The following is a 13,110-nucleotide window of genomic DNA, read 5'->3' as shown; positions in this document are numbered from 1 at the left end:
ACCGCGCGAACAAAGCGATGGGCGATGCACGTACGCAGACGGAGAACTGACCCGGTCTTCGTTGACCGCACCGGCCGCCGGCGCCGCGTCTTTCTCATCGCCGGCCTGGCGAGCGGTGCCGCGCTGGCCCTGGCGACCCTCGTACTGATCGCCGGGTTCACCGGCACCGGCCCGGGGCGCCTGCCGTTGCTACCCGAATCGGCCGGCGAGCAGCTGCGGGCGCCGGTCGCCACCGTGAAACCGCCCGAGGCTCCGCGAACGATCCCGTCGCCTTCGGAGTCGGCCGCCGCACCGCGACCGACCCGGACGGGTACGCCCGCGCCGGCGACCACCACTCAGGTGGCGCCGAGCCCCAGCAAGACCAACCACCGCAACGTGCCGACGCACACTCCCGGTGGCAAGCCCACCAAGCGCGCGTAGATGTCGAGGCACATCGAGCGGCGCGAGCCCAAAGCACACTGGCTCCTGCTGTCTCTTTTCACGCTCGTCCTGCTGGCCGGCCTGTGTCTCAACGGGTACGTGTCCAATGTGCGCGGTGAGGGTGCCGGCCAGCCCGCGGCGGGCGCCAGCGGTGGCGCGGTACCCGCCGAGGTGACCGAGGGTGGCCCGGTCCAGCGGGTCGGGGCTGACTCGTCGGTCAGTACGCGGGCGATGCCCGCCAAGACGATCGCGCTCACCTTCGACGACGGCCCGGACCCGCGCTGGACGCCGCGGATCCTCGACGTGCTGGCGAAGTACGGCGCGCACGGCACCTTCTTCCAGACCGGTGCGCAGGTCAACCGGCACCCCGAACTCGCACGCCGGGTGGTCGACGAAGGCCACGAGATCGGGGCGCACACGTTCGTGCACGCTGACCTGAGCGCCCTGCCGTCGTGGCGGCGTGGCATGGAGATGACGCTCACCAGCAACGCGATCGCGGCCGCCACCGGTCACGTGCCGGTACTGATGCGCCCGCCGTACTCGTCCGAACCCGACGCCGTCGACGGTGCCGCGTTCGCCGCCATGCGACAGGCCGGCGCGGACGGATACCTGGTCGTACTGGCCGACCGCGACACGGAAGACTGGCGGCGCCCCGGTGTGGAAGCTATCGTGGCGGCCGCCCAGCCGGCGAAGGGCGCCGGTGCCGTGGTGATGCTGCACGACTCCGGTGGCGACCGCGCGCAGACCGTCGCCGCGCTCGACGTACTGATCCCCCGGCTGCAAAGCCAGGGTTACCGCTTCACCACCGTCTCGGAAGGGCTCAAGCTCGCCGCTCCGCCGGCCGCCTCGGCGGGCCAGCGGTGGCGCGGCCAGGCGCTGCGGTGGGCGCAGGCGGGCGGTGCCGGCCTCGACCGCGTGCTCGGCGCCTTCATGCTGGCGGCGGTCGTGCTCGGCCTGCTGCGCCTGCTCATCCAGCTCGTGTGTGCGCGGATCCACGTGCGCCGGGTACGCCGGCAGTCCCGCCAGCCGCTCCAGTACCTGGGCCCGGTGTCGGTGATCGTGCCGGCGTACAACGAGTCGGCGAACATCGAGGCCACCGTGCGGTCCCTGGTGGCCAGCGACTACCCGAGGCTCGAAGTGATCGTGGTCGACGACGGGTCGACCGACGGCACCGCCGATGTCGTGGAGCGGCTGCGGCTCCCGGGCGTCTTCGTCATCCGGCAGGCCAACGCCGGCAAGCCCGCCGCGCTCAACACCGGTATCGCCCACGCGCGCGGCGACCTGCTGGTGATGGTCGACGGTGACACCGTTTTCGAACCGGACGCGGTGGGCCGGCTAGTGCAGCCCTTGCGAGACCCGGATGTCGGCGCGGTCTCCGGAAACACCAAGGTGGCCAACCGGCGCGGGCTGCTGGGGCGCTGGCAGCACCTCGAATACGTCATCGGCTTCAACCTCGACCGGCGGATGTTCGACGTGCTGCGGTGTATGCCCACCGTGCCCGGCGCGATCGGCGCGTTCCGCCGCGACGCTGTGCGCGACGTGCGGGGCGTGTCGTCCGAGACGCTCGCCGAGGACACCGACTTCACGATGGCGCTGATCCGGGCCGGCTGGCGGGTGGTGTACACGCCGGACGCGATCGCCTGGACCGAGGCGCCCGCCTCGCTGAGGCAGCTGTGGCGGCAGCGGTACCGGTGGTGCTACGGCACGATGCAGGCGATGTGGAAGCACCGCAGGGCGTTGGTGCAGGGTGGCGCCGCGGGTCGGCTGGGCCGGCGTGGCCTGTCGTACCTGCTGCTCTTCCAGGTGCTGCTGCCGCTGTGCGCCTGCATGGTCGACGTGTACGGCCTGTACGGGCTGCTCTTCCTGCCGCCCGCCAAGGTGGCCGCGGTGTGGCTCGGCTTCACGGTCATGCAGGCTCTGGTCGCCGGGTACGCCCTGCGGCTGGACCGGGAGCGCTACGGCCCACTGTGGAGCCTCCCGTTCCAGCAGGTCGTCTACCGCCAGCTCATGTACCTGGTGGTGTTCCAGTCGGCGGTGATGGCTCTGCTGGGCGGTCGGCTGCGCTGGCACCGCATAGTGCGCATCGGCGCCGCCACCGAGCACGCGGCCGCTACCCGTCCTTAGGAGTGGCCGCACCGCGGATGGACGCGTCGATCAGCTCGACGGGGTGGACGATCGGTGTGCCGTCCGATGTGAACCGTCCGATCTGGAGCAGGCAGCCCGCGTTGGCGGTGGCGATGACGTCTGGCTTCACCGAGGCGAGGTTCGCCGCTTTCCGCTTGCCCAACTCTTCGGCGGTCTCGGGCTGTAACAGGTTGTAGACGCCGGCCGAGCCGCAGCAGATCTGCGCCTCGGGGACGTCGACCAGCTCGACACCGGGGATCGCGGCGAGCACCTGGCGCGGCTGTGCGGTGATTCGCTGCGCGTTGGCCAGGTGGCAGGCGTCGTGGTACGCCACTCTCGCCTCGACGGGATGCCGGGGCGCCACCGGAGGCAACTCCGCCAGTACCTCGGTCACGTCGCGGACCTTGGCGGCGAAGGCGGCGGCCCGTTCGCGGTACGCCGGATCGTCGCTCAGCAACTCGCCGTACTCCTTCATCGTCGAGCCACAGCCGGCCACGTTGACCACGATCGCGTCGTACCCGTCGCCGAACGCGTCGATCGTGCGCCGCGCGAACCGGCGCGCCTCCTCGTCGCGTCCACTGTGCAGGCTGAGCGCCCCGCAGCAGCCCTGCCCCCGCGGCGCGACCACCTCGTAGCCCTCGGCGGCCAGTACGCGAATCGTGGCGGCGTTGACCTTGGCGAAGAACACCCGCTGGGCGCAGCCGGTGAGCAGCGCGACCCGCCGCCGCGCCGACCCCGATGGCAGCGTCGCCCGTGGTGTACGCGCGAACAGATCGCGTACCCGGACCGGTGGCAGCAGCGACTCCAGCGCCCGTACCCGCGCCGGCAGCCGCTTGAGCAGGCGCGTGGGGCGGATGCCGATGCGTTGGTAGAGCACGCCGAACACGGCCGCGACCCGCAGCCGGCGCGGGTACGGGAAGAGGCCGAACACCGATCGCCGAAACAGCCGCTCCCCAAGAGAGCGGGGCGCCTCCTGCTCGATGCGAGGGCGGGCGGCCTCGATCAGCAGGTTGTACTGGACGCCCGATGGGCACGCCGGTACGCAGGCGAGGCAGCCGAGGCACGAGTCGATGTGTTCGGTGAAGGCGCCACCGATGGGGGTTTCACCCCGTTCGGCGAGACTCATCAGGTAGATCCGCCCACGCGGCGACTCGGCCTCGTCACCGCTGACCGCGTACGTCGGGCAGGTGGGTAGGCAGAAGCCACAGTGGACACACACGTCGAGCAGCTCGCGCTTCACGCCCCACCTCCCTAGAACCACGGTGCGAAGCGGCCGACGCCCAGCCGCCCCGCCGGATCGAACTGTTGCTTGACCGCTCGCATCAGCGGTACCGACGCGTGCGGGCGCCCCCACGCCGGCAGGTCGGAGCCGGGCGGACGGCGGCAGAGCGTCACGTGCTCGAACTCGGCTCGCAGCCGCTCGACCTCCGCCGCGCCCGCCACCGCCACGGTGTGCACGCCGACCGCCACGCTGCTGGTGACGCGGGTCGCGTGCTTGGCGACGTACGGGAACTGGTCGGGGCGGGTGCCGCAGCGCACCACGGTCGGCTCGTCGCTCACCTCGGAGACGCGCCGCCAGGCTTCGGCCTCTTCCGTTGGGTCGAGCACCGTGCCAGCACTGTGGAGCAGCGTGGCCGAGGCTCTACGCTCCACACTGGACGGGCCGCCCTCGTACCGCGCGAGCAGACTGCCGTCGCACCACTCCAGCGCCACCGGTTCGAGCCGCGCCGCGAGCACCCGGCCGACCGCGTCGAGCGCCTCGACGGCGTCGCAGGGCAGGGCAACGGTGCGGGTGGCCGGTGGCAGCGGATGCACCCGCAGGACCACCTCGGCGAGCACCCCGAGCGTGCCGAACGAGCCGCAGAACAGCTTCCCCAGGTCGTACCCGGCCACGTTCTTGATGACGTGCCCGCCCGAGCGCGCCACCGTGCCGTCGGCCAGTACCACGGTCACGCCGATGACCAGGTCGCGCGGACCGCCGTGGCTGTGCCGCAACGGGCCCGAGTCGGCGGTCGCCACCAGTCCACCGACCGTCCCTCCGGCCGGTACCCGGGCGGCGTCCAGCGCGATCCGCTGGCCGTGCGATGCCAGCTCGGCCTGGAGCCACGCCAGGGGCGTGCCGGCGCGGACCGCGACCGTCATGTCGTCCGGGTTGTAGGTAGTGATCCCGGCCAGGCCGGTGGTCTCGATCCTGGCGGCGTCGGGAGAGGGCGTACCGGCCCACCCCGCGGCCGTGCCGGCGCCGCACACGAGGAGCGGGCCGTCCGTGTCGCGGACCGCGTCTCGCAGCTCCGCCAGCGTCGCCGGTCTCATAGGCGCTCGATCACCCCGGCCGACTCCAGCGGATGCGGGCGGTACGGCCCGGGGCGCTCACCGCACAGCCGAGGCGTCGGGAAGATCTTGCCGGGATTGCACAGCCCCGCCGGGTCGAACGCGGCCCGCAGCCGTTGCATCGTCTCCAGGTCGTCGGTCGAGAACATGCGCGGCATCGAGCACGCCTTGTCGGTGCCGATGCCGTGCTCACCGGAGAGCGAACCGCCCAGCTCGACGCACAGCTCCGCGATCCCGGACGAGAGCGCCTCGGCCCGCTCGTGCTCGCCGGCCGCCTCGCTGTAGAGCACCAGCGGGTGCAGGTTGCCGTCACCGGCGTGGAAGACGTTCGCCACCCGCAGCCCGGCCTCATCGGCCATCGCGGCGATCCGGGCCAGTGCCTCGCCCAGCCGGGTACGCGGTACGACGCCGTCCTGCACGAAGTAGTTCGGGCTCAGGCGGCCAACCGCCGCGAACGCCGCCTTCCGCCCGCGCCAGAACCGGGCCCGCTGCTCCGCGTCGCGCGCGATCGTGACCCGGGTCGCCGCCGTGCACACGGCCGTCACCTCGGCGAATCGCTCTTCCACCTCGTCGGCCGGACCATCGAGCTCGATGATGAGCACCGCCGCGGTATCGGGGTCGAAGCCAGCGTCGACCGCCTCGTTGACCGCCTCGATCGCCAGGTTGTCCATCATCTCGATCGCGGCCGGCACGATGCCCGCGGCGATCACGGCGGTGACCGCCGCACCCGCGGTCTCGGTCGAGTCGAAGTCGGCCGCCAGCGTGCGTACCGTCGCGGGCGTGTGCAGCAGCCGCACCACGACCGCGGTGACCACGCCCAGCGTGCCCTCACTGCCTACGAACGCGCCCAGCAGGTCGAACCCGGCTTGATGCGGCGCGTCGCCGCCGAGCCGCGTCTGTGTGCCGTCGGGGAGCACCACGTCGACGGCGAGCACGTGGTTGGCCGTGAACCCGTACTTGAGGCAGTGGGCGCCGCCCGAGTTTTCCGCGACGTTGCCGCCGATCGTGCACACCTGCTGGCTGGACGGGTCCGGCGCGTAGTACAGCCCGTAGGCGGCGGCCGCCTTGCTGATGTCGAGATTGGTCACGCCGGGCTGCACGACGGCTCGCCGGTTGGCTGGATCGACCTCGATGATCCGCCGCAACCGCTGGAGCGAGATGACGACGCCGTCGGCGGTGGGCAGCGCGCCTCCGGACAGCCCGGTGCCCGCGCCCCGGGCCACGAACGGCACCCCGTGCTCGGCACACGCGCGCACGGCGGTGGCCACATCGTCGGCGTCGCGGGGGAGGACGACCAGGGCAGGCACGACCCGGTATCCGGTCAGCGCGTCGCACTCGTACGTGCGCAGGTGCGCCGGGTCGTCGATCACACCGTCGCGGCCGAGATCGGCGACGAGCTTGTCTCGCAGGTCCGTCAGCGCCATGCTGGCCTCCCAGCCAGACGCTAACACCTCACCGGTACGGCAACCCGACGTAGTTTTCGGCCAGGCTGGTCGCGGCGGCCGTCGAGCTCGCGGTGTACCGGAGCTGCGAGAGCTGGAGCCGGCGCTGGAAGTCGTCCGCGCCGGGTGCCTGGTGCAGCATCGACGTCATCCACCAGGAGAAGTGCTGGGCCCGCCAGACCCGCCGCAGGCAGGTGTCGCTGTACCCGTCGAGCAGGTCCGTGCGCCCCTCGCCGAAGTACCGGCCCAGCGCCTCCGCGAGCACCCAGACGTCGTGGATGGCGAGGTTCATGCCCTTGGCTCCGGTGGGCGGCACGATGTGGGCGGCATCGCCAGCCAGGAACAGCCGCCCGTGCCGCATCGGCTCGGTGACGACGCTGCGCATCGTCGTGATGCCCTTCTCCATGATCGGCCCGGTCGTCAGCGTGAACCCGTCCGCGGTCAGCCGGCGGCCCAGCTCGTCCCAGATCCGGTCGTCGGACCAGTCCTCGATCCGCTCCTCGGGCGGCACCTGGAGGTACAGGCGGGTGATCTCGGGCGTGCGCATGCTGTGCAGTGCGAAGCCGCGCTCGTGATGCGTGTAGATCAGCTCACTGTGCGACGGTGGCGCCTTTGCCAGTACGCCCAGCCAGGCGAACGGATAGTCGTGTTCGTGTCGGGTAGAGGGCACAGTGGACGGCGCGGTGTGGCTGACCCCGTGCGAGCCGTCGCACCCGGCGATCACCTCGCAGTCGAGCCGTTGCGGCGTCCCGTCCGCGTCGACGTACGTGATGTACGGCCGGTCGGTCTCCACGTCGTGCGGCCGCACGTCCGACGCCTCGAACACGATCGGCTCGCCCGCCTCCAGCCGCGCGGCGATCAGGTCCTTGACCACCTCCTGCTGGCCGTACACGGTGATCGAGCGGCCGGTCAGGTCGGTGAGCGCGATGCGGTGATCCGCCCCGTCGAAGCGCAGCGACAGGCCGTGGTGCGGCATCCCTTCGCGGTCCAGGCGGTCGGCGACACCCGCTTCGCGCAGCAGCTCGACGGTGGGGTGTTCGAGGACGCCGGCCCGGACCCGCCGCTCGACGTACTCGCGGCTGCGCGCCTCCAGCACGACGGAGTCGATGCCACGGAGGCGGAGCAGGTGCGCGAGCGCCAGTCCGGCGGGGCCCGCGCCGATGATGCCAACCCGGGTACGCATGCCAGCAGCGTCCAACGCCGGGCGACCCGGTGGCGTGGCTCTTCCGCTCAGCGGAAGCCATGATGGTGCGATGGGGCCCACCGTCACGTCCCGCGTGCTGCGGCTGCTGGAGGCTTTCGCGCCGGACCGGCCGCGGCTCACGCTGTCGCAGCTCAGCCGCCGCGCCGGGCTGCCGCTGACCACCACGCACCGGTTGGTGGGGGAGCTGACGACGTGGGGCGCGCTGGAGCGCGACGACGAGGGCCGGTACCGGATCGGGCTCCGCCTGTGGGAGGTGGCCGCGCTCGCGCCGCGCGGTCTCGGGCTGCGCGAGCACGCGATGCCCTACCTGGAGGACCTGTACGAGGCGACCCGCCAGAACGTGCAGCTCGCCGTGCTCGACGGCACCGAGGCCCTGTACCTGGAACGGCTCAGCGCCCGCGGTGCCGTCGGCGTGATCTCTCGTGTGGGTGGGCGGCTGCCCCTGCACGCCACCGGTGTCGGTCTGGCCCTGCTCGCCCACGCCGAACCCGACGTGCAGGAGCGCGTGCTGGCGGGCCCGTTGCCCCGGTTCACCCCGTACACCGTCACGAACCCGCGTGACCTGCGCCGGAAGCTTGCCGAGGTGCGCCGGGCCGGCGTGGCGATCAGTGACCGGCTGCTGGAGCTGACCGCGCTGTCGGTGGCGGCGCCGGTCTTCGGGGCGGCCGAGGAGCCGGTGGCGGCCCTGTCGATCGTGGTACCCGCGGGCGAGCCGCCCGGCCCCTACATCCCGGCGGTGCGGGCGGCCGCGCGCGGGGTGTCGCGGGCGCTCGGCTCGCCGCGCGCCCGCGCCTGGCCGCCTTCGGCGCTACGGAATCTCGGGGCCCCGGCGCCGTAGCTCGGTCACCGCGCCCATCGCGTCGCGCAGCTCGTCGAGCCAGGTGTTGGCGTGCTGGCCGACGAGGCGTACGCACCAGGCGAGGGCCTCGGATCGGGATCGGGCCACACCCGCGTCGACCAGAGTGTCGAGCACCTGCCGCTCGGGCTGGCGCAGCCGGGTCATGACGGGCGCGGACAGGTTGGTGAACAGCACGCGGGTGTTGCCGCAGACCACACCCCAGGCGACCTTGCGCTGGTACCTGTGCTCGACCTGGCGGGCGATCTTGATGCGGCGTTCGCGGGTGTCTTCGCGGTGCTGGTTGACGCGACCGGCCTCGGCCGCGGCCCGGTCGGCGTCGGACGCGTCGTCGGCGAGCTGCGGCTCGGGCAGCCGCCCGTACACGACGATCTCGTCCCGGTCGATGATCACTTCAGGTGGCTCGGTGAACCACCCCTCCGGCAGCGCGCCGGTGATCCATGCCGCCGCGCCATCGGCGGGTGGCGGCTCTAGCTTCTCACGCATGATTACATGATTACACCGTTACGGCGATTACGCTATAGCGGCCGGCAGTGGCTCGGCGTGCACGACTGCCAGCCGCGAGACCGCCCGCGTCAGCACCACGTACAGCCGGTGCAGGCCGCGCGGCTCGGCGGCCACGATCTGCGCCGGCTCCACCACCACGACGTGGTCGTACTCCAGACCCTTGGCGAGGCTGGCCGGTACCAGAGTCACCCGCGCGGACGGCTCGTCGAGCGTGCCGGTCTCGACCCCGGCGGCGGCCAGCGCCGCGCCGATCCGGTCGAGCGCCGCGTCCGCGGCGATGACCCCGACCGATCCGTCGTGCGACAGCGCCGCCCGCACCTCACCCACCGCCGCCGCGTCCACATCGGACACGGCTTCGAGGTGCAGCTCGCCGTCCTGACGCAGGGAAACGGCCTCGGGTACGTCGACAGCCAGCTCCGGAAGCAACCGGTTCGCGAGTGCCACAACCGCCGCGGGTACCCGGAAACCGGTCGTCAACGGCACCACGGGCGCGTCCGGCTTGCCCAGGTGGCGCAGCGACTCCCGCCAGTCCGTCGCCGCCCAGGGCGCGGTGCCCTGCGCCAGGTCACCGAGGAGCGTGATCGAACCGTGCTCGCTGCGCCGCGCGATCGCCCGGCACTGCATCGCCGAGAGATCCTGCGCCTCGTCGACCACCACGTGACCGAAGCTCGACGGTCGCTCGATCAGGCCGGCCGCCTCGTCGATCAGTACCGCGTCGGCCGCGCTCCACTTGGCCGCCTTCGGCGTGCGTGGCTTGGCCGTCCACAACAGAAGCTCCTGCTCCTCGGCGGTCAGCACGCCGTCGGCGGCACTCGCCAGCGCGGCAGCGTCGCTCAGCAGCCCGAAGACGAGCCCTTCCGGCGTGACCGCCGGCCATACGGCGTCGATGAACTCCGTGACCGGCTTGCCGCGCGACATCCGCCGCATCCACGCGTCACTCGGAGACTCCGCCCGCCGGGCCTCCGCCTGCCGCTGCAACAGCCCCACCACGCGGGCGCGTACCCGCTCCCGCCCGATCCCGTATGGCAGCCCCTCCCGGCGCGCCTCGTCGACCACCCGGCGCAGCGCCTCCTCGGTGATCCGCCACCGGTACGAGCCGTCCGACACCACCATCGGCTCGACCGGCTTCTGGACGTGCCGCCACAACGCTCGATGCAGCACCGTCGCCATCCGGCCGTCATGCTTGACCGCCGCGGTCTGCGCACCGTCTCGCCCGCGCACCGGCATCCGGGCGATCAGCTCGTCCACGGTGCTCTGCTCCACCTCGACCTCGCCGAGCGCCGGCAGGACAGCCGAGATGTACGACAGGAACGCCTTGTTCGGCCCGAGAATCAGTACGCCTGAGCGGCGCAACCGTTCCCGGTGCAGGTAGAGCAGGTACGCGGCGCGGTGCAGCCCGACCGCCGTCTTCCCGGTACCCGGCGCACCCTGTACACAGATCGAGTCCTCAAGATCGGCCCGTACCAGCTCGTCCTGCTCCGGCTGGATGGTGGCGACGATGTCGCGCATCGGCCCCACGCGCGGCCGCTCGATTTCCGCGGTCAGGATGCGCGACTTGGTGCCGAGCTCCTCGCCCCGGTCCAGGTGCTCGTCTTCGAAGCTGGTCAACTCGCCGGCCGCGAAGCCGAACCGCCGCCGCACCGTGACACCCTGAGGGTCACTGGCGCTCGCCCGGTAGAACGCCCGCGAGATCGGCGCCCGCCAGTCCAGCACCATCGGCTCGCCCACATCGTCCGTGACGTGCCGCCGCCCGATGTGGTGCGGCTCGTCCTCGAACCACAGGCGCCCGAAGAAGAGCGGGATCGTGGGATCATCGGCCAGCTCGGCCACCCGTCGCGACAGCGTCCGCCCCAGCGTCTCGGCGGCGTACGCGTCACCGGCGACGTTGGCGCCGGTCGCGAACAGCGCCTCCGCCCGGTCCCGCATCCGCCGCAGCGCGGCACGGGACGAGGCGAGGTGTTCGCGTTCGTTCTTGAGATCGGTGTCCAGGTCGGATGCGGGCACGCTGACTTCCTATCGGGTCATCTGCTGCTCGCTCGCGTTTCCGGGGCTGGGTCGCCAGCCAGCCGGCGCGGGGACGTCCAATGCGGTGCTACTCACCTCGGCCGTCAAGCGGCCCTCCACCCTACGCGCCCCCACCCCACCTCACCACCGATTTAGTCCCCGTCCACGATGTCGTCGGGTGTAAACGCACGAACCTCTGGATGGCCCGCCAGGCTTTCGTCGGCCCCGCCGCGGGACCAGAACGCGAAAGTGAGCCCGGCCGGACCAGGCGGCGGCAGGTGGGCGGCTCGGCGTTGCAAGTCACTGAGGTCGCGCTGGGCAAGTCGCTTGGCCTGCCACCGACACTCGCCCACGAGGATCGGCTGATCGCCGGAGAGCCCGAGTACGTCGATCTCGACGGTTTCGTCCCTCCACCACCGGCCGACGATGGTGTCGCTGGGCAGTGCGCCAGATGCCACCAGCCGCTGTGCATGAGCACGGGCCGCATGCTCGAAGACCCTGGCGAGGTGCGTCTGCCACCGCCCCGCGGTCCGCTGCCGGACAGCCGGGCCTTGGCCGCCATCGATCAGATCCGCGTCGTCGCGCAGTACCGCGAACCAGTAGGCGAGGTAGTCGTCGGCGATTTCATAGAGCGGATCGGGCGAGCCGGCGTTGCCGAGCGAACGGACGACACGCACGTAGCCGGCGCGGCGCAGCCGGTCGAGCGTGTAGTCGATGCGCTGTTGCGCCCGCCCGGCGATCTTGGAGCGCCGGCGCGCACCCCCTGCCATCGCGGTTAGGACGCGTTCATACCCGCCGCGCCAGTCCAGATCTTCGGAAAGGATGTCCGGCGCGTCGCGAAGGAGCAGACCGCCAGGCGAGAATGCCAGCTCATCGAGGTTTTCGTCGCTGGACCGCTGCGCGGACCAGCGAGTCAGGTGCAACGGATACCCGCCGCAGGCTGCGTACGCCTCGATGAACTCTGTAGGCGACAGATCAGGCTGGAATGCGCGAGCGTCCACAAGCGGGAAAGGGTCCATCCGACGCTCGACCCCGGCGCGGCGGTGCAAGCCTCCCTGTGGGCCCAGCATCTGCTCCATCACAGCAACGGCGGAGCCTGAAAGCACCAGCATTAGGCGCTGGTTTCTGATGTGGTTCTCCCACACCGCTGAAACCGTGTCGGCGAAGTCGGCATGACCCCCGGTAAGGCGAGGGGCTTCGTCGAGCACCACCAGTAGAGGTTCCGTGCGGGCAAGGCCCGCCACGAATCGCAGCGCCGCCTCCCAGGAGGGAAAGGTAGGCGGTGCGAGGTCTGCCACCTCGTCGCCGAGCTGCTCCCGCAGTGCCTCGGCGAACCGGTACAGCTGACGGTCGTCGTTGTCCTGACGAGTCGCCGTGAAGTAGACCGAGCGCTTGCCCTCGGCGAAATGAGTCAACAGATAGGTTTTGCCGACCCTGCGACGCCCCCAAACGACCGCTAGCTCGGGCTCGCCAGCCGAGGCTCGGCTCCAGCCTTCTGCTAATTCTGCTAGTTCCGTCTTCCGCCCGACGATCGTCACAAGGACACGGTACTACAAACAGTTTGTACTACAAACAGTTTGTAGTACCGGCTGTCCAGCGCTGTGAGGGTGGTCAGTCGGTGGGGATTGCTATGAATTGCGCCGCGACGGTTCGGGCGCCCGCGGGTGCGCCGGTCATGCGGTGCCGCCGCTTGTAGGGCTCGACCAGCTCGCGCACCGCCGCGCCGAGCGCCGTCAACTCTTCCGCCGTCACGAACAGCACCGACTCATTCAAGGTCGCGGCGTCGTACCACTCGCGCGAGTAAACGTCGGGGCTCCGCATCCACTCGCGTACCCGCTCGACGGTCCGCGCCAGGTACGCGTCGATCAGCGCGCCCTCGGCCGCCCGGGTCTCCTCGTCGGCGCCCGGGCCGGCGTCGATCTGCCACGACACGACGGCGCTCTGCCAGACCCGCTCCCGGCCGTCGCCCCGGCTGGGCGCCTGCTCGACCATGCCCGCCTTGGCGAGCGCGCGGAGGTGATAGCTGGTCGCGCTCGGCGAGAGCCCCACGACCTCCGCGCCCTCGGTCGCCGTCACGGCGGCGCCGGTCGAGCTGAGGTACTCCATGATCGCCAACCGTGCCGGGTGCGCGAGCGCGCGCATCACCTGCGGGTCGGTAATCGTCATCCGCTGCTGTCCCGACGTCACCGCCCCAGTCTCACATCACACGGGAGCGCCGAAGG

General features: G+C 71.5%; 11 protein-coding genes. 3 read left to right on the top strand and 8 right to left on the bottom strand.

The window, feature by feature from the left end:
• The first annotated feature begins 24 nt into the window (after window positions 1-24).
• Window positions 25-420: a hypothetical protein gene (locus QMG73_RS00315; protein ID WP_281891616.1), complete on the top strand. Its 396-nt coding sequence runs from the start codon at window positions 25-27 to the stop codon at window positions 418-420.
• Window positions 421-2,544, top strand: a complete 2,124-nt coding sequence (locus tag QMG73_RS00310) for a bifunctional polysaccharide deacetylase/glycosyltransferase family 2 protein (RefSeq protein ID WP_281891614.1) — start codon at window positions 421-423, stop codon at window positions 2,542-2,544.
• On the opposite strand, the gene QMG73_RS00305 is transcribed toward QMG73_RS00310, so the two are convergent.
• Genes QMG73_RS00305 through QMG73_RS00290 form a run of 4 tightly spaced genes read right to left on the bottom strand, consistent with a single transcriptional unit; the run spans window position 2,531 to window position 7,500 of the window.
• Complete coding sequence (locus tag QMG73_RS00305; RefSeq protein ID WP_281891613.1) at window positions 2,531-3,784, bottom strand: heterodisulfide reductase-related iron-sulfur binding cluster; 1,254 nt, start codon at window positions 3,782-3,784, stop codon at window positions 2,531-2,533. The two genes, QMG73_RS00310 and QMG73_RS00305, sit on opposite strands and share 14 nt — an antisense overlap.
• 11 nt (window positions 3,785-3,795) lie before the next feature.
• Window positions 3,796-4,857 carry an FAD-binding oxidoreductase gene (locus tag QMG73_RS00300; RefSeq protein WP_281891612.1) on the bottom strand — a complete coding sequence of 354 codons (1,062 nt, stop codon included), beginning with the start codon at window positions 4,855-4,857 and terminating at the stop codon, window positions 3,796-3,798.
• Complete coding sequence (locus QMG73_RS00295; RefSeq protein WP_281891611.1) at window positions 4,854-6,299, bottom strand: FAD-linked oxidase C-terminal domain-containing protein; 1,446 nt, start codon at window positions 6,297-6,299, stop codon at window positions 4,854-4,856. The genes QMG73_RS00300 and QMG73_RS00295 overlap by 4 nt, the downstream gene beginning before the upstream one ends.
• Before the next feature lie 28 nt (window positions 6,300-6,327).
• The gene (locus tag QMG73_RS00290; RefSeq protein ID WP_281891609.1) at window positions 6,328-7,500 is read right to left on the bottom strand and encodes a 4-hydroxybenzoate 3-monooxygenase; all 1,173 of its coding nucleotides are present in this window, start codon (window positions 7,498-7,500) and stop codon (window positions 6,328-6,330) included.
• 70 nt (window positions 7,501-7,570) lie between these two features.
• Between QMG73_RS00290 and QMG73_RS00285 the strand changes: the two genes are divergently transcribed.
• Complete coding sequence (locus QMG73_RS00285) at window positions 7,571-8,359, top strand: IclR family transcriptional regulator (RefSeq protein WP_281891608.1); 789 nt, start codon at window positions 7,571-7,573, stop codon at window positions 8,357-8,359.
• On the opposite strand, the gene QMG73_RS00280 is transcribed toward QMG73_RS00285, so the two are convergent.
• From QMG73_RS00280 to QMG73_RS00265, 4 genes are all read right to left on the bottom strand, one after another.
• Window positions 8,330-8,863 (bottom strand): hypothetical protein, encoded by a 534-nt coding sequence (locus QMG73_RS00280; RefSeq protein ID WP_281891607.1) that lies wholly within the window; start codon window positions 8,861-8,863, stop codon window positions 8,330-8,332. The two genes, QMG73_RS00285 and QMG73_RS00280, sit on opposite strands and share 30 nt — an antisense overlap.
• Window positions 8,864-8,890: 27 nt before the next feature.
• The gene (locus QMG73_RS00275) at window positions 8,891-10,888 is read right to left on the bottom strand and encodes a HelD family protein (RefSeq protein WP_281891606.1); all 1,998 of its coding nucleotides are present in this window, start codon (window positions 10,886-10,888) and stop codon (window positions 8,891-8,893) included.
• Window positions 10,889-11,040: 152 nt separating this feature from the next.
• Window positions 11,041-12,426: an ATP-binding protein gene (locus tag QMG73_RS00270; protein ID WP_281891605.1), complete on the bottom strand. Its 1,386-nt coding sequence runs from the start codon at window positions 12,424-12,426 to the stop codon at window positions 11,041-11,043.
• Window positions 12,427-12,499: 73 nt separating this feature from the next.
• The gene (locus tag QMG73_RS00265; protein WP_309299408.1) at window positions 12,500-13,075 is read right to left on the bottom strand and encodes an ArsR/SmtB family transcription factor; all 576 of its coding nucleotides are present in this window, start codon (window positions 13,073-13,075) and stop codon (window positions 12,500-12,502) included.
• Window positions 13,076-13,110: the final 35 nt, after the last annotated feature.

The organism is Phytohabitans aurantiacus, from assembly GCF_027923225.1.
Lineage (GTDB): Bacteria > Actinomycetota > Actinomycetes > Mycobacteriales > Micromonosporaceae > Phytohabitans > Phytohabitans aurantiacus.
This window is presented reverse-complemented; position numbering and strand designations above follow the sequence as displayed.